Here is a 16926-nt window from a genome sequence, read left to right on the forward strand (position 1 = left end):
GATATCTCGGCTCACTCGTCCAGACAATCAGTCCAGACGAGTGCACCAATTATCTTGTCAATGCAGGATACGCTTCAAACAAAACATGAAACGCTCTAAGGCTGACGCGGCGGCGTTGGAGTTACAACGATCCATCAACGATCTTGGCTGCAAGGGTGCCGTTCTTTTCGGACGGGTCGGCAACAAAAATCTGGATCATCCGATCTTCGAGCCGACTTTTGCCTGTGCGGCGGAGCTCAATATCCCGCTCATGATCCACCCGCAAATTCCGCAGACGAGCGTGCGCAACTCCTATTATACGGGCTTCGGTGCTCCCGTCGATCTCGCTCTGTCCTCTTTCGCGCTTGGATGGCATTTCGAGGCGGGTGTCCAGTTCGTGCGCCTGATCCTGGGAGGGGTTTTCGACCGCTATCCAACCCTTCAGGTGATCCTGGGCCATTGGGGCGAGCTGGTGCTTTTCTATCTTGAACGGCTCGTCATGCTTGACCGGGTGTCCGAGCTCCAGCGGCCGTTCATCGAGTATGTTCGAAACAATCTCTATCTCACCGCCAGCGGAATGTTCAGCCCGTCCTACTTGCAACAGGCCATCGATACTGTCGGGATTGATCGAATCCTATTCTCGACCGACTACCCGTACCAATACCGTCCAGGAGGCGACGCACGCCGTTTCATAGACGGCCTGGACCTAGACGATCCCAGCAAAGCGAAGTTCGCTTATCGAAACTGGGAGAACCTAACCGCAAGGCGTGTCGAGGTTCGGCCACCATCGCATCCAGGTATTTGTGGCGAGCGGTAATATGGAGGCGTTCGTATCGATGCAAGTACCTAGCCAAGCCATACTGAGCTGGAGCAAAAGTTACCGGCAGAGCTTCTGATCTAGCTACTGAGGCAGCGGCGGCCCCGGTTATTCCAGCCGGATAAGGCCTGGGCTTCGCTCGCCATGCTGTCACACAGGAATTTATAATAAATGGGTCGTTGGTTCCAATCTCATCAAGAACCCAGGATTTGCGGCTCTTCCGTCGCGAGGAGCGACGTCTCAATCAATGCGAATGCCGCCTCGGCGTCAAACGCGGGCTCCCAATCTCCGGCCGCGCCGTCGATGGTTCAGCCAAGATCGACGTTCATGGCGAAGTCCCAGGTGCCAGCGCCGTTTCTGGCCAGGCCGATCATCATCAGGCCGAGCGCTTCCAGCGTCTGGGCCATGTGCAAACCGCCAATGTCAAACGGACGCAGCCCGAGACTTTCGAGGAAGATGGAGACGCGCGCCTTCGCCTTCGCGTCGTCGGCCGCGATGAATGCGTCGAGGTGCCCACCCTTGGCCAGCACGTGACCGAAGATGGTGTTGAACGCCTTCACGATAGGCGCGCCGGCAGGCAGGCCCTTGGCGATCTCCTGCGCACCAGAACTGCCGTGCGGGGTGACGAGGCCCGAAAGATCGGAGGCAACGGGGTTGGTGATGTCGCTAATCACCTTGCCGTCAAGCGAGTCCCCGTAATCGGCGACTACCGCTGCGGCGCTGGTGTAAGGCACGGCCAGGATGACGATGTCCCCGGCCGGGGCCACGCCATAAGTCCCTGTCGCTCCTCCGGCTCCAATCTGCTTGGCGAGCGCCGGCGCCTTGGCGAGATCTCGGCTGACCACCTCGACGGTATGTGCGGCCCTGGCGGCAAGGCCGCCGATTGCCGCGGCCATGCCGCCGGATCCGATGATGCTGATAGTGCTCATGTACGATTCCTCAATCGAACTTGACCAAGTCCTTAAAGATCAGTTGACCCCAGCTATTGCCGCGCGCCTGAACGAGCAGTCCACCTTCCGAAAGGCCGCCAAGATTGATCGGCGAGAAGCCGAGTTGTTCGGCAAGCGCAGCAATCTCCGCTATCGCGCCGTCGTCGTCGCTTGCCAGGAACACCACTCTCCTGCCACCATGTACAGCCGGATCTTGGTCAAGGACGGCGGCAGCCAGATGATTGAAACCCTTGACCAGTCTTCCACCAGAAAAGGCCTGCGCGACGAATTTGGACGACGGCTGCCCTCCCAGTTTCTCAGGGGGCACGCCGTAGGCATTGGTCACATCGACGATCGTCTTCCCATGCCACGTGGGCAATGCCTTCGCGACATCCGGATGCTGCTCGAAGCGGACAGCCAAAAAGATGACGTCTGCCTTGACGGCGTCCGCCAGGGTTGTGGGGATGATTTCCGGTCCGATTGCCGCAGCTTCGGATGCAAAGCTTGCCGGGTCGCGTGTGGCTGCAACGGATACTTCCATGCCCTTGCGGGCGAACGCCCTGGCAATAGCGTGGCCGATCTTGCCGAAGCCGATAATTGCATAGCTCATGATATTCTCCTTCGAATGTTCGGAGCGGTCAGAGTTTATAGCCGCCGCTTGCTTCAATCGTCTGGCCCGTCACCCAATGGCCGTCATCGGAAGCCAGGAACGCCACGACGGCAGCAATTTCCGAAGGCTCGCCAAAGCGTCCCAATGCGATTTCAGCTTCGACCGTCTTGACGAGTTCGGGGTTTTCCCGGATGGCTGCGTTCACGTCCGTTCGCGTGTAGCCGGGCGCGACGGCGTTCGCGGTAATTCCGCGCGGCCCGAGTTCGGCCGCCAGCGCATGGGTGAGGTTGTTGATCGCCGCTTTGGCCATCGAGTAGACGGGCGCGGCCGTCACGGGCTTCGTGGCGGCGGCGGAAGAGATGTTGATGATGCATCCGCCATCGGCGAGACGATCCAGAGCCGCCTGAACGATGAAGAAGGGCGCGCGGGCATAGACCGCGATCAGGGTGTCCCAACTGTCCGGCGTCGCGTCCTTGAAGCCAACCCAGCCGGAGTTGCCGGCGTTGTTGACCAGAATGTCGAGAGCTTTGCTTCCCTTCCGCTTGGTGAACTCGTCGTCGAGTCTCTCGAATAAGGTCGGCACGGTCGCCGGGTCAACGAGGTCCGCGTGGATCGTGAATGCAGTGCCTCCAGCATTCTCGATGGCCGCCACCACCTCGTCCGCGCCAGATTTGGAGGCGTTGTAGGTTAGCGCGACCGTCGCACCATCCTTTGCAAGACGTTCGGCGATGGCGCGGCCAATGCCCCGCGATGCCCCGGTAACGAGAGCGGTTTTTCCTTCAAGGGGTTGTGGCATATCATTTCCTTCCGTGGATGTGTGCGTAATGGGATTACTGAGGTGACCGGCGGGGCTTGGCGCGTCAGAGTTGCGCAAGGCCGCCGTCGACGGCGACTTCGCTGGCGGTCATGAAGCTGCTGTCCGGTGAGGCAAGAAACGCAGCTACCGCTCCGATCTCCGCCGGATCGGCCATGCGCTGGAGCGGTGTCATCACGGCAAAGGCCTTCTGGCCTTCCTCGCCAAGCGCCTCTTTCGCAAGGTCGGTCGCCGTCGCCCCGGGCGACAGCACGTTTACGCGGATGCCGGTGCCCTTCAGGTCCTCGGCCCAGGTCCGCGCGAGATTGCGCACCGCTGCCTTGCTGGCGCTGTAGGCACTGAATGCCGGGGCGCCCGTGGTGCCGGCGCTCGATCCGGTCAGGATGATCGAACCGCCCTGGCTCATCAGCGGTAGCGCCTTCTGGACCGTGAAGATCGTGCCTTTCACGTTGGTGTCGAAAGTCTCGTCAATGTGTTCGGCAGTGATCTTGCCGAGCGGAAGCGGGCTGCCCGCCCCGGCATTGGCGAAGACGATGTCGAGGGTTCCGCGCTCCGCCTTTACCGCCGCATAGAGCCGATCCAGATCCGCTTCGTCGGAAACCGAGCCTTTCACCGCGCGGGCATTCGGCCCGAGATCGGCCACGGCGGCGTCGAGCGCTTCCCGCCGGCGGCCGAAAATGAACACGAAGGCGCCTTCTTCGATGAACCGCTTTGCCGCGGCGAGGCCGATGCCGGTCGCGCCACCCGTAATGACTGCAATCTTACCCTCAAGCTTTCCCATGACTTCTCCTTCTGTCCTGTCGGACAGCGCCTGTTGTCATTTGCGCCCACAGACGCTATCTAGTGGATCACTGATCCGCTTCATAAACGGATCGCCGATCCACATATATGGATCACTGATCCATTTAACAAGGTAATCCATGCGAGCCGACGCAGAAAAAAATCGCAGCCAAATTCTCACCGTCGCGCGTGACGTTGTCGCCGAGCATGGTGTGGACGCGTCGATGCGTGACATTGCCCGCCGGGCCGGAGTTGGGCTAGCCACGCTGCTTCGTCATTTCCCGACGCGGGAGGCGTTGTTCGAGGCGCTGCTGTGTACTCATCTGGACGCACTGACGCGGAGGGCAGCCGAACTCGAACGGTCGACTTCGGCCGACGAAGCACTTCTCTCCTGGTTTCGAGAATTGGTGGAATTCACCCAAAGCTCTAGGGGCGTTGTCGCCATGATGGCGGCCGCTCACACGAACCCCGACTCCGCTCTTTATGCTTCGTGCGCAGCGGTGCACTCGGCAGGGGCGCGACTACTGCTGCGCGCCCAGGCCGAGGGAACAGCGCGCGCCGATATGAATGGGGACGACCTGTTCGCCCTGATAACGGCTCTCGGCTGGGCGGTCGATCAACCTTCATTCGCGCCGCGCGCGGATCATCTCGTTCACCTCGTGACGAGCGCCCTTCTGACAGATTGGCCTCGCAACGCCGTCAAGAAGGCAACAGTTTGAACAAGGTCTGCGCATTTTTCCTGGAATTGTTCTAGGCAACGAAGCGGACTACGCCGCTGTCCGCGCAAAGCTGTCTCTTGGTTGCGAAAGCCTGAAGCAGCTGCCCAAATGCCATGAATGCGGCCGCCAACCCGCATAATTTCTAGTGATCGGAAGGGGAGTGGACGTCTGCACCGCTTCATACGGCGAAGGCCCGATAATACTTGCGGGAAGGATTGCTTTCGCGTCGCGCTAGAAAAACTGCCTTTGGATCTTCGGGTTTCGACACGATCATTTCCGCGACGGGACTGGTGCCCGGTAACGCCAATTTTCGGAGCGAGCAAATGTCGATCAATCGCCGCCACTTCAACCAATTGCTGCTCCTTGGAGGCGCAGGTCTTGCCTTGGGAGGCGTCCCGTCATGGGCAAGTGCGGCGGAAACGCCGGTGAGCGGCGGAACCCTGAATTGGGCCTATTATCCCGATCCGACGGCGCTGATTGCGATCAATACCTCTTCCGGTACGGGGCAGGCGATCGGGCCGAAGATCAACGAGGGGCTGCTCGATTTCGACTATGATCTCAATCCAAAGCCGCTTCTGGCGACATCATGGTCCGTCAGTGGTGATGGCCTTCGCTACACATTTGCGCTTCGCAAGGATGTCAAATGGCATGACGGCAAGGACTTTACCTCCGAGGATGTCAAGTTCACCATCTTTCGCCTCAAGGAAGCGCATCCGCGCGGGCGCATTACGTTTCAGAACGTCACATCGGTCGAAACGCCCGATCCGCTTACTGCTGTCATCGTTCTGTCCAAGCCGGCTCCTTATCTGCTCTCCGCACTCGGCAGTTCGGAATCGCCGATCGTGCCGAAGCATGTCTACGAGACCTTCAAGCCGACAGAGCAGCCGACCCTTGCCCAGACCATCGGCACCGGTCCCTTCATCCTCAAGGAATGGGTGCCTGGAAGCCATCTGATCTTCGACCGTAATCCGAATTATTGGGACGCGCCGAAACCCTATCTCGACCGGGTCGTTCTGCGCGTCATCCTCGATCCGGCAGCAAGGGCCGCAGCACTTGAGACGGGAGAGATCGACATTGGCGCGAACCCGGTGCCGCTTTCGGATATCGAGCGGTTGAAGGCCAATGCCAACCTGGTCGTCGATACCACGACTTATGCCTATTCCGGGCCACAGCAGCAGCTGTTCTTCAATTATGAGAACGAAATTCTCAAGAAGAAGGATGTGCGGCTTGCGATCGCCCATGCGATCGACCTGCAGAAGCTCGTGGACATCGCTCTGTTCGGCTATGCGCAGGTTTCTCCGAGCCCGATCAGCACAGCCTTACCGAAATGGTATGATCCGAGCATCAAGGCGAGAGAACATGATCCCAAGCTTGCCAACAAGCTGCTCGACGATGCCGGCTATCCGCGCGGCGCCAATGGCACGCGCTTTAAACTGCGGCTTGCCTATAATTCATTCCTCCAGCCGTCCTATGCCGACTTCATCAAGCAGTCGCTTGCTGCGGTCGGCATCGACGCCGAAATCCTGAAGCTCGATCTCGCCACCTTCCTGAAGACGGTCTACACGGATCGCGCCTGGGATCTGGTCATCGAATCCCTGTCCAACACGTTTGATCCGACGCTTGGCGTGCAGCGCGCCTATTGGTCGAAGAACTTCAAGATCGGCCTGGTGTTCTCCAATGCCAGCCATTATTCCAATCCGGAGGTCGATGCGGTTCTTGAAGCCGCCGCGGTCGAGCCGGACGAGGGCAAGCGCCGGCAGCTCTGGTACAAGTTCCAGCACATCATTCATGATGATGTCGTCTCCGTCGATCTGGTGGCGGCAGGCGCGCAGATCGTTGCCAACAAGCGGGTGAAGAATTTCGCACCCGGTGCGCAGGGTATCAACAACAGTTTCGGCCAGATATGGCTGAGCCCGAATGCCTGAACGGGTTGGATAGGCTATTCTTTGCCGATTAAGGAGCCGGCTTATCCAAGCCGGCTCAATGCGTTCCTTGCCGCAATCGTGCGGATCATATGGCTTTGCGGCGCATGCGAGCGGGCGGTGATCGCATCGCGATGATGGCGCTCCAGCTGGAAATCGCGATTGAGGCCCGGATTGCCGGCGAGCTCGAGCGCAAGACTGGTGACCGCGACGGCGTTGTCGATGACGACATGGCGAACATGCATGCCGTCCATGCCGATCGGTCTTCCGGCATCGACATCTTCTCCAAGCGAGCGCAGTAGCCGGGCGTTCGTTGCAAGTCGAACCTCTATCTCGCCCAAGCCATCCTGGATGCGCGGTACCGTCGCGATCGGAGTACCAAGGCTCGCGGGCGTGTGGCTCCTGGCGAAGGCGAGAACGCGGTCGCGGGCAGCGCTGGCGACGCCGTGATAGACCGCACCGAGCAGGCCAAAGAAGAAGGCGGCGGCGTGTTCGTTGCGGCGGATCGGTTCCGTCGCGGGCTGTGACTCGATGATATCGTCAATCGGGATCGATACGTCCTCGAGAATGATGTCGTCGCTCGCCGTGGCATGCATGCCGGCCGCATTCCAGCTCTTCTCGATCCGAAAGCCGGCGGCATCGGTCGGCACCAGAAACGAGGCAAGGCGCGGTTCCTCCTCGTCCGTGACGGCAAGAAGCGACACCCATTTCAGCACGGGAATGCCGGTGACGTAGCTCTTATGGCCTGAGATGCGCCAGCGATCGCCGTCGCGGCGCGCAATGGTTTCCGGCAGGGCACCATGGGCGGGCGAACCGATGCGCGGTTCGGCCTGCGCATTGTTGATCAGCGCCACACCCTTTTTGTTTGCCAGAAGCACGCGCTCGGCCAGATGCCGGGGCCATTTGCCAAGGCGGCGGATGGTAAAATGCGAGGTGTAGTGCATGGCAAGCACCAGCGCGGTCGAGGGTTCACCACGGGCGATCTCGCTGATGACAGCCTGTGCCGATGTCAGGCCCCCGCCGTGACCGCCATGGTCTCGGTCGCTGACGAGGCCGAGCAGGCCGGCCTCGAAAAGCCGGTCGAAATTCTCGAAAGGGAAGGCACCCGTTGCATCGTGATGCGCGGCGGTCCGGGAAAAATCCTCGGCAAGGTTTTTCGCCTTGACGATCAAATCATCAATGGTCTCTGTCATCTCGTTACAACGTGGTTCAGGCGACGGCGCGTTCGGCAAAGCCGTCGAGATGGCGACGGTCCACCCATTCGCCAATGTCGAAATCGCCGGCCAGGAAACCGAAGTCACGCAGGAAGTTCTTGTAGTGCTCGACGGCGTCAACCAGATCCGGCTCCAGTCCCAGGCCAAGATGGCGATGGATATCCGGACCGTTGGCGGCAAGGACCTGTTCTTCGGTCGCTCCGGATTCACGCGCCACGAAGCGGCGGGTTTCTTCCGGATGAGCTTCCGCCCAGGCGCTTGCCTTGAAGATCGCTTCGATCAGCTTGCGCACGAGATCGGGCCGTTCTTCCGCCAGCAGTTCGTCGACCGTCAGCACCCGCGGCGAGCCCGAATTGATGCGGATCTTTGGGTCCGGATGGAAGCCGAATTCGGCAACCTGCACCGCGCCGATGAGATTGGCGACGTTGATCCCGGCGGTTCCCTTGACATAGATCGCGTCCACCTCGCGGCGCAACAGCGCTGCGATCTCCTCGCCATAGGCCTGCCTGCGCTTGAGGCCGAAAAGGGATGGGCCTTCCTGGCTCGCGAGCACGGAATCGGCGAGCGCGATCTCGACAATCTCGACATCGTCTTTGGACAGGCCCTCGAGCGAGAGCGCTGAGATCAGCCCCTTGAGCGCCGTGGCGCGCATGAAGTCGACGATCCCCTCCGGGCGGCGGGCAATGCCGAAACGGCGACCCTTGAGATCCCTGGTCGTCTTGATGCCGGTTTCCGGCAGCGTGATGATTGCCTGAAACTCGTCCGTCCATGTAATGCCGACAAGGCGTGTGCGGCGGCCTTCGGAGCGGGCGCGAATGGGCGGCACATTGCCGCCATGGCGGAAGGACCAGTCGAGCGTGTGGTTGAAATGGCTCTGGCGGATATTCCTGTCAGGAGAGTCGATGATGGATTTCAAGGTGACGCCTTCGCTGCGAAAGCCGTCTTCGAGATAGCCGAGCTGTGCGGCCAGTCCCACAGGCGTCGGGACGGGGCAGCGCGTGTACCAGATTTCGGAAATGGCATTGCTGGTCATGATCGTTCCTATCAGTGGCGCAGGCCGGCCTGTTTCATCAGCGGCAGGACTTCCTCGCCGAAGAATTCCAGATCGTCGCGGAAATCGAAGAAGCTGAGCTGCAAGCCGTCGATACCGGCCGCCTTCAGCTTGACGAACTGGTCGACCACCTGTTCCGGCGAGCCGATGACGCGAATATTGCCGCCGATGAAGCGATAGGGATCCTGTGCGTCGCGGCCCTTCCAGGCATGGGCATCGGAATCCAGCGACTGGAAGCCCTTACGGGAACGCTGGTCGGCATGGGCGACGATCCGATCGGCGAGTTCCCATGCCTCCTTCTCGGTCGGACGGCAAATGACCATCGGATTGAGCAGGGTGCGCACGCTGCGTCCGACATCGGCGGCGGCATCCTTCACCCTCTTGCTATGAGCCGGCAGGGAGGCGAGGGCGCTGTCGATGTCCGCGCCGGTCGGGCTGGTAATGAAGACGATATCGGAGTAGCGGCCGGCAAAGGCTATGCCTGCATCGGATCCGGTGGCATTGACGAGGATCGGCCGGCCGAAATTCGGTTTCGGTGTCACGTAGCCGCCGCCGAGCTTCCAGCTGCTTTCGCCTTCGAAGGAGTAGTTCTCGTCGTCGCTCCACAGCCGCTGCACGACCTCGAGAAATTCTGCGGCCAGCTCATAGCGCCTGTCATGCTCGATGCGTTGCCAGCCGAACATTTCGTGCTCGACGGCCCTATGGCCGGTGACGACATTGATGCCCCAGCGGCCGCCGGTGATGTGATCGAGCGTGGCGCCGAACTTGGCAAGGTGCAGAGGATGCCAGGGGCCGTAGAGAACATGCATCGTCGAGATGAGCATGATCTTCTTGGTGAGGCCTGCAAGTGCTGCGGTCGAAACGAAACTGTCGAGTGCGTGGCCGTCGAAGACGCCGCCATAGCCGCCCTTGGGAAGCCATTGCGACAGCGCGAACACCAGATCGAAACCCAGTTCCTCCGCGCGCAGCGTCAGCGCCTTGTTATAGTCGAAGCGCCAGTCGGTCGAGCGCTCCAGGGTCGATTGCGTCCAGCCTCCAGCCTGGATCGGCAGAAAAAGGCCGAGCAGAACCGGCTGCTTCAGAGCCTGCGATAGCGGGCTATCGGGAAAATCGGTCGGCGCGGCGAATTTTGGCAGGCCCACGATGGAGCCGGGACGGTGCTGGATGGACATGGCGTTCCCTTGCTTTCGGTCTTCAGGCGGTTGCGATGTAGGCGTAGGCAAGGCTGCCGGCGATGCCCTCGCCGCCGAGCGTGTGATCGGCAATACGCTTGTTGTAGATGGTCAGTTCCGGCTGGCTGACGATGTCGAGAGCTGGCAGATCCTCGACGAGGATCGTCTGGATCTCGCGCCATTGCTCGACCCGCTTCTGGGGATCGACTTCGATGGCGGCGGCCTCGAGAAGGGCGTCGACCTTGGGGTTGCTATAGGCGGAGCCATTGGAGAAGGGCACGCCTGGCTTGAAGTTCTTGCTCCAATAAAGCCGCTGCACACCGACCGTGGGATCAAAAAGATTGCTCATTCCTTCATAGGCGAAATCGAAATCGCGATCGGTGTAGATGCGCTTGGTGTAGGTGGCGAAATCCTGGGCACGCACCGTCACCTCGACGCCGACCTTGGCGAGCGCCTGGCGGATATACTCCGAGCCGCGGCTGTAGGGTTCGCCGCTTGGCACATAATCGAGATTGAGACGAAACCGCACGCCGTCCGATCCGCGTGGATAACCGGCCTCGTCGAGCAACTTTTCCGCCGCGGCAAGGTCGATCGGATAGGTCTTGAGATCGGCGACATACCATTTCGTCAGGTTGGGATTGATCGGGCCGGGGATCGCTTCGCCATAGCCATAATTGATGGTGTTGCGGATCACCTTGCGGTCGATGACATGCGCGAAGGCCTGTCGGACGCGAATATCCTTGAAAACCGGCCTTTCCAGGTTGAATTCGATACGGCTGACGCCGTTCGCATATTGATAGCCCCGTGTATCGAAGGCGAGGCTCGCCACGCTCTTGAGGCGGTCGAGATCGCTGAGCGGAATGGGGGTCGATGGCGCTAGATCGATCTCGCCGGTCTCGATCGCGATCGAGCGGGCGGCAGCGTCGGGAATGAAGCGGACGATCAGTTGGTCGAGGTAGGGACGGGGCTGGTCCCAATAATCGGGATTGCGCTCATAAACGATATGGCTGCCCCGCACCCACTCCTTGAACTTGAAGGGGCCTGTGCCGACCGGCGCCAGATTGACGGGATTTTCGGCGACCTTCGTACCTTCATAGAGATGGCGGGGAACGATTGGCGATTCCGATGCGGCGAGCGCGGTAATCAGATAGGGGGCGGGCTTGGAGAGGACCAGGATCGCGGTTAGAGGATCGGGTGTTTCGATCTCGACGAGGTTCAGGAAGGTGTTGCGCCCGCGCGGGTGGACATCTTTGAGCGTCTTGATCGAGAAGACGACGTCATCGGCGGTAAAAGGCTTGCCGTCGTGCCATTTGACGCCCTCGCGCAGCTTGAAGGTGTAGCGTAGCCCGTCATCGCTGACGGCCCATTGTTTGGCGAGGAGCGGCTGCGGATTGAGATCGAAATCATAGGTCAGCAGCCCCTCTGTCACCTTCGGCGAAACATAGACCGAGTTGAAGGCCGTATGGGCGATCGTCGTCAGGACCGGCGGTTCGGCCGAAAGCAGAAGCGTCGCGGTGCCGCCACGCGATGGAGCCGCATGGACGGTTGTTCCCGCCACGGCGATTGCACCGAGCGCTGCCGACGAGAGCAGGAAACTCCGACGTGTAATTATAGAAAGCCTGGTCATCTGAAGTTGCCTCGTCTGTCTAAGGTGGCGTTGCCGAGCCTGAACGGTTGCTGGTTTTATGTTCTCTAAGGAAGCGGTTCTCGTAGGTTGCTTTGTTGCCTTGCGCTCACTTCTTGGGAAAATTTATGCAAAAATTGCACGTAATAGCAAATATATTCTAATTTATCTTGTCGATTTGAGAAATTTCAGAAATATCTACCGATATCGATTTGACAAAACCTACAGATTTAGTCAACTACTATTGCGATGCAGCGCTTGAAATTTCGGTGGCGCTGCCGAGGAGTTTCGATGTCGGCTTACATGCGGATAGGACGAACGCTACGCCGGACGGCCGTGCAGGCAGTGCCGACGATGCTTGGCATCGTCATCCTGAATTTCTTCCTGCTCAAGCTGGCGCCTGGAGATGCGGCCGATGTCATGGCAGCCGAAGCCGGTTCGGCAACGGTCGAGACGATGGCGGCGCTGCGCGAGCGCTTCGGCCTGGACAATCCGATCCTCGTGCAGCTTGCGAATTATTTGTACAATCTCGCGCATTTCAGTCTCGGCTTTTCGCCGCGCTACGGCATGCCTGTCGCCGACCTAATCGGCCAGCGATTGCCGGGTACCCTGACCCTGATGGTGGCCGCGCTCGCCGCCGCGATTGCGATCGGCCTGATCCTCGGGTCGCTGATGGCAACATTTGCCGGGCGGCTGCCGGATCGGTTGATCTCGATCGTGTCGCTCCTCTTCTATTCGATCCCGGGTTTCTGGATCGGGCTGATGTTGATCCTGCTGTTTTCCGTCAAGCTCGGCTGGCTGCCGAGCGGCGGCGACAGCACCATCGGTTCGCGGCTCACCGGCCTGCCGGCGTTACTCGACCGGGCGCGCTACATGGTGCTGCCGGCCATATCGCTTGCTCTCTTCTACCTCGCGATCTATGCAAGATTGACGCGCGCCGCCATGCTTGAGGTCAAGTCGCAGGATTTCGTGCGCACGGCGCGGGCAAAGGGCGTTTCTCCGTTCAAGCTGACGACACGGCATGTGTTGCGCAACGCGCTGATCCCGATCACGACCATGGCTGGGATGCACTTCGGCGGTATGCTCGGCGGCGCCGTCGTCGTCGAGACAGTCTATAGCTGGCCCGGCCTCGGACGGTTGGCTTTCGAGGCCGTCATGGCCCGCGACTTCAGCGTTTTGCTTGGCATCCTGTTGCTCTCGTCACTTCTCGTCATCATTGCCAACGCTGCTGTGGATCTTCTGCAAGCATGGCTCGACCCGCGGATCGGAGCAAACCGATGAAAGCGCAAGAACTCAAGATCTATGCGGACACGGCGCGCGATTTCAGTGCCGAGGAGCCCGAAACGGCGGCAAGGGTCACACCCGTTCCCGAACGCCGTTGGACCCACATCCATGCGCCCGATGCCCGCACGACGGCTGTTTCGGCCCCGCGCTGGCAGGGGCGTCAGCGTGAGCTCAGGATCTTTCTTTCCAACCCCAACGCGCTCTTCGGCATTGCCGTTCTGGCTGCCATCGTGTTTGCGGCCCTGCTTGCGCCGATCCTCTATCCTGGCGATCCCCTGGAGATGGTGGCGCGACCCTTCCTTTGGCCGGGGCAAAATCCCGCCTATCCGTTGGGAACGGATTCCATGGGACGTGATGTGCTGGCTGGCATTCTTCATGGTGCCCAGATCTCGCTGACCGTCGGCATTGCCGCGACCCTGCTCGGCCTTGGCGCCGGCGTGACGGTCGGCGCGCTTGCCGGCTATTTCGGCGGCATGGTCGATGACCTCCTCGTCAAGCTCATCGAGATCTTCCAGACCATGCCGAGTTTCGTCCTGCTTGTCGTGCTGGTGGCGATCGCACAGCCGACCACGACGACGGTGACGGTTGCGATTGCACTCGTCAGCTGGCCGACGGTTGCGCGTCTGACACGCGCCGAGTTTCGCGGCATAAAGGAGAAAGACTATGTTCTCGCTGCCCGCAGCCTCGGCTTCGGCCACGCCCGCATCATTTTTCGGGAAATCCTTCCGAATGCTTTGCCGCCGCTAATCGTCACATCGTCCGTCATGGTGGCGAGCGCGATCCTGATGGAATCGGCGCTGTCCTTCATGGGGCTTGGCGATCCCAATCGCGTCTCCTGGGGTTCGATGATCGGCGCGGGGCGCGATGTCATCCGCACCGCCTGGTATCTCACCGCCCTGCCGGGTCTTGCCATCGTCTTCACGGTGCTCTCGCTAAATCTCATTGGCGATGGCCTGAACGATGCCCTTAACCCGCGTTTTTCGGAGGAGCGTCGATGACGGGACTTCTCGACGTCCGCGATTTTTCGGTCGGCTTCGGTAGCGCCCAGCCGGTTAAGGGCGTGAGTTTCACTGCCGCAGCCGGCGAGATGCTGGCTGTTGTCGGCGAGTCGGGCTCGGGCAAGTCGCTGACCGCGCTTGGCCTGATGGGGCTCCTGCCTCGGCATGCGAAGACGGCGGGCGAAATCCTGTTCGACGGCCGCGACCTCCTGAAATTGCGCGAACGGGAGATGCGGAGCATTCGCGGGCACGACATCGCCATGATTTTTCAGGAGCCGATGACGTCTCTCAATCCCGTACTGACGATCGGCAACCAGATCGTCGAAGTCCTGCGCATTCATGAAAAACTGAGTGGTAAGCAGGCGCGCCAGCGCGCGATCGATCTGCTGGATCTCGTCAGCATTCCAGAGGCGGCCAAACGTATCGACGACTATCCGCACCAGCTTTCAGGCGGCATGCGTCAGCGCGTCATGATCGCCATTGCGGTTGCCTGCAATCCGCGGCTTCTGATCGCCGATGAGGCGACCACGGCGCTCGATGTCACGATCCAGGCACAGGTGCTGCAATTGCTCGATCGCCTGCGCAGCCAGCTCAACATGGCGGTCATCCTCATCACGCACGACCTTGGCATCGTCGCGCAATGGGCTGACCGTGTCGTCGTGATGTATGCGGGGCGAAAGGTCGAGCAGGGCCTGCCCGGTGCCTTGTTCGAAACGCCGTATCACCCCTATACGCAGGGGCTGCTTGCGGCTTCGCCGCGATTGAAGGCCGACTATCACTATCGCGATGGTCCGTTGACTGAAATTCGCGGCTCGATCGTTTCGGCAACCGGCGAACAGGGCTGTTCGTTTCGACCGCGCTGTCCGGTGGCGCGAGCGGCCTGCGGGCAGTCCGTGCCGGCACTTGTCGCAGTTTCGGCCAGCCGCGAAGTGGCCTGCCCCTATGTTCCAGTCCTTGTGGAGAGAGCCCATGTCGTTTCTGTCGGTCGATAGGCTTTCCACGCATTATCCGGCTGCGGTCGGAACGGTGCGGGCCGTGGATGACGTATCGCTCGAGATCCTCGAGGGCGAGACCGTAGCGCTGGTCGGTGAATCCGGCTGCGGCAAGTCGACGCTTGGCAAATCCCTGATGCGCCTCGTCGATCCCACCTCCGGCCGGGTCACCTTCAAGGGGCGCGATGTCGCTGCGATGTCGGGCAAGGAATTGCAGGCGATCCGCCGGCATATTCAGATGATCTTCCAGGACCCGTTCGCATCGCTCAACCCGCGCCAGACGATCCGCGCGATCCTGACGGCGCCGCTCGCCGTCCATGGCATCGGTGATCGCAAGAGCCGTGACGCCATTGCCGCTTCGATGATTGCCCATGTCGGCCTGCCCTCGGATTCACTCGACCGCTATCCGCACGAGTTCTCCGGCGGCCAGCGCCAGCGCATCGGGATTGCCCGGGCTTTGATCCTGCAGCCTGAGCTTGTCATCTGCGACGAGCCCGTATCCGCGCTCGATCTGTCGATCCAGGCACAGATCCTCAATCTTCTCGTCGAGATGAAGACGGAGCTTTCGCTCTCCTATCTCTTTATCTCCCACGACCTGTCGGTCGTGCGCTATTTCGCCGATCGCGTGCTGGTCATGTATCTCGGGCGCATCGTCGAAAGCGCGCCGACGGCAAGGCTCTGGAGCGATGCCAAGCATCCCTATACGCGAGCGCTGCTTGCCGCCGTGCCCGATCCGTCGCGGCGCAAGCAGGCGGCACCGATCTCCGGCGATCTGCCGAGCCCGCACAACCCGCCGTCCGGCTGTCGTTTTCATACGCGCTGCCCGCTCGCAACAGACATCTGCCGGAGCGATGATCCGGTCTATCGGCAAATGGGCAGCGGCCACACCGTCGCCTGCCATCACGCACAATGAAATGGAGAAATGACATGGTCGATTATCGTTATCTCGGGCGCAGCGCGCTAAAGGTATCGCCTCTCACCCTTGGGACGATGATGTTCGGCGGCCCGACGCCCGACGACGTCGCCTTCCGCATCATCGACAAGGCTCGCGATCAGGGCGTCAATTTCATCGACACCGCCGATGTCTATCATGATGGCAAGTCGGAAGAGGTGGTCGGTCGCGGCATCAAGGCAAGCCGCGATCATTGGGTGCTTGCGACGAAGTTCGTCAACTCGCACAAGAAGGGTCCCAATCTCGGCGGCCATTCCCGTAAATGGGTGATCGAGACGGTCGAAAATTCGCTGCGCCGCCTCAACACCGACTATATCGACATCCTCTATTTCCATCGTGCCGTCTTCGACGCGCCGCTGGAGGAGCCAGTGCGTGCGATTGCCGATCTCATCCGCGCCGGCAAGCTGCGCTATTTCGGCGTCTCGAACTTCCGCGGCTGGCGCATCGCGGAAATTTCGCATCTTGCCGACCAGCTCGGCATCGATCGCCCGGTCGCAAGCCAGCCGCTCTACAATATCGTCAACCGCACGGCCGAGGCCGAGCAGCTTCCGGCCGCTCATCATTATGGTCTCGGCGTCGTCTCCTATTCGCCGCTGGCGCGCGGCGTGTTGACCGGCAAGTATGAGCCGGGCAAGGAGCCGGCTGCCGATAGCCGCGCCGGCCGTGGCGACAAGCGCATCCTTGAGACCGAATGGCGTCCGGAATCGATCGCCATCGCCCAGGAAATCGCTGCGCATGCCGCCGCCAAGAAGGTGACCCCGACCGAATTCGCCATCGCCTGGGTGCTGAACAACAAGCTGATCACCTCGGCGATCACCGGCCCGCGCACCGAAGAGCACTGGGATGGCTATGTGAGAGCCCTCGATGTCAAGCTGACCGCCGAGGACGAGGCCCTGGTCGATCGCCTGGTCACGACAGGGCATCCGTCCACGCCGGGCTTCAATGATCCGAGCCATCCTGTCGAAGGCCGGGTTCCGGTAAGTGTTGCCGGCGATGCCGGAAATGTCGTGCCGCTTGCTCGCGCCGTGGCCTGATCATCAAGCCCAAGGCCCTGCTTGAGCGGGGCCTT

The 16926-nt window shown here is 60.8% G+C and carries 16 protein-coding genes; 8 read left to right on the plus strand and 8 right to left on the minus strand.

What is annotated here, in order from left to right; all coding sequences use genetic code 11:
- The first annotated feature begins 85 nt into the window (after positions 1-85).
- Positions 86-796 carry an amidohydrolase family protein gene (locus tag PH562_RS00005; RefSeq protein WP_285170711.1) on the plus strand — a complete coding sequence of 237 codons (711 nt, stop codon included), beginning with the start codon at positions 86-88 and terminating at the stop codon, positions 794-796.
- A 308-nt stretch (positions 797-1104) separates the two neighbouring features.
- Here PH562_RS00005 and PH562_RS00010 read toward each other — a convergent pair whose 3' ends face one another.
- From PH562_RS00010 to PH562_RS00025, 4 genes are all read right to left on the minus strand, one after another.
- Positions 1105-1725: an NADPH-dependent F420 reductase gene (locus tag PH562_RS00010; RefSeq protein WP_285170712.1), complete on the minus strand. Its 621-nt coding sequence runs from the start codon at positions 1723-1725 to the stop codon at positions 1105-1107.
- Positions 1726-1735: 10 nt separating this feature from the next.
- Positions 1736-2374 (minus strand): NADPH-dependent F420 reductase, encoded by a 639-nt coding sequence (locus tag PH562_RS00015; RefSeq protein ID WP_374822382.1) that lies wholly within the window; start codon positions 2372-2374, stop codon positions 1736-1738.
- Complete coding sequence (locus tag PH562_RS00020) at positions 2364-3131, minus strand: SDR family NAD(P)-dependent oxidoreductase (protein WP_285170715.1); 768 nt, start codon at positions 3129-3131, stop codon at positions 2364-2366. Before PH562_RS00020 ends, PH562_RS00015 begins: the two co-directional genes overlap by 11 nt.
- A gap of 64 nt (positions 3132-3195) precedes the next feature.
- Entirely contained in the window at positions 3196-3930 is a 735-nt protein-coding gene (locus PH562_RS00025) for an SDR family NAD(P)-dependent oxidoreductase (RefSeq protein ID WP_285170717.1), read from the minus strand.
- A gap of 139 nt (positions 3931-4069) precedes the next feature.
- Here PH562_RS00025 and PH562_RS00030 point away from each other — a divergent pair, with 139 nt between their 5' ends.
- Both PH562_RS00030 and PH562_RS00035 read left to right on the plus strand, forming a co-directional pair.
- A complete protein-coding gene (locus PH562_RS00030) occupies positions 4070-4648 on the plus strand; it encodes a TetR/AcrR family transcriptional regulator (protein ID WP_285170718.1) in 579 nt (192 codons plus the stop codon).
- A 323-nt stretch (positions 4649-4971) separates the two neighbouring features.
- Positions 4972-6573, plus strand: coding sequence for an ABC transporter substrate-binding protein (locus tag PH562_RS00035; protein ID WP_285170720.1), 1602 nt, complete (start codon positions 4972-4974; stop codon positions 6571-6573).
- 41 nt (positions 6574-6614) lie between these two features.
- On the opposite strand, the gene PH562_RS00040 is transcribed toward PH562_RS00035, so the two are convergent.
- From PH562_RS00040 to PH562_RS00055, 4 genes are read right to left on the minus strand one after another with little or no spacing between them, the layout of a single operon-like run.
- On the minus strand, positions 6615-7763 hold the full coding sequence (locus PH562_RS00040; RefSeq protein ID WP_285170722.1) for an acyl-CoA dehydrogenase family protein: 1149 nt from the start codon (positions 7761-7763) through the stop codon (positions 6615-6617).
- 16 nt (positions 7764-7779) lie between these two features.
- Positions 7780-8817, minus strand: coding sequence for an ABC transporter substrate-binding protein (locus PH562_RS00045; RefSeq protein WP_285170723.1), 1038 nt, complete (start codon positions 8815-8817; stop codon positions 7780-7782).
- Positions 8818-8828: 11 nt separating this feature from the next.
- Positions 8829-10007 carry an LLM class flavin-dependent oxidoreductase gene (locus PH562_RS00050; protein WP_285170724.1) on the minus strand — a complete coding sequence of 393 codons (1179 nt, stop codon included), beginning with the start codon at positions 10005-10007 and terminating at the stop codon, positions 8829-8831.
- Between the two features lie 22 nt (positions 10008-10029).
- Complete coding sequence (locus PH562_RS00055) at positions 10030-11634, minus strand: ABC transporter substrate-binding protein (protein ID WP_285170725.1); 1605 nt, start codon at positions 11632-11634, stop codon at positions 10030-10032.
- Between the two features lie 288 nt (positions 11635-11922).
- Here PH562_RS00055 and PH562_RS00060 point away from each other — a divergent pair, with 288 nt between their 5' ends.
- The 5 genes from PH562_RS00060 to PH562_RS00080 are packed head-to-tail and all read left to right on the plus strand — an operon-like array spanning position 11923 to position 16891.
- Positions 11923-12912 carry an ABC transporter permease gene (locus PH562_RS00060; RefSeq protein ID WP_285170726.1) on the plus strand — a complete coding sequence of 330 codons (990 nt, stop codon included), beginning with the start codon at positions 11923-11925 and terminating at the stop codon, positions 12910-12912.
- Positions 12909-13913, plus strand: coding sequence for an ABC transporter permease (locus PH562_RS00065; protein WP_350223763.1), 1005 nt, complete (start codon positions 12909-12911; stop codon positions 13911-13913). The genes PH562_RS00060 and PH562_RS00065 overlap by 4 nt, the downstream gene beginning before the upstream one ends.
- Complete coding sequence (locus PH562_RS00070; protein ID WP_285170727.1) at positions 13910-14905, plus strand: ABC transporter ATP-binding protein; 996 nt, start codon at positions 13910-13912, stop codon at positions 14903-14905. The genes PH562_RS00065 and PH562_RS00070 overlap by 4 nt, the downstream gene beginning before the upstream one ends.
- The gene (locus tag PH562_RS00075; protein ID WP_285170728.1) at positions 14883-15818 is read left to right on the plus strand and encodes an ABC transporter ATP-binding protein; all 936 of its coding nucleotides are present in this window, start codon (positions 14883-14885) and stop codon (positions 15816-15818) included. The genes PH562_RS00070 and PH562_RS00075 overlap by 23 nt, the downstream gene beginning before the upstream one ends.
- A gap of 14 nt (positions 15819-15832) precedes the next feature.
- On the plus strand, positions 15833-16891 hold the full coding sequence (locus tag PH562_RS00080; protein ID WP_285170729.1) for an aldo/keto reductase: 1059 nt from the start codon (positions 15833-15835) through the stop codon (positions 16889-16891).
- Positions 16892-16926 lie beyond the last annotated feature (35 nt).

The sequence above is a fragment of the Rhizobium centroccidentale genome, from assembly GCF_030182565.1.
Classification (GTDB): Bacteria; Pseudomonadota; Alphaproteobacteria; order Rhizobiales; family Rhizobiaceae; genus Rhizobium.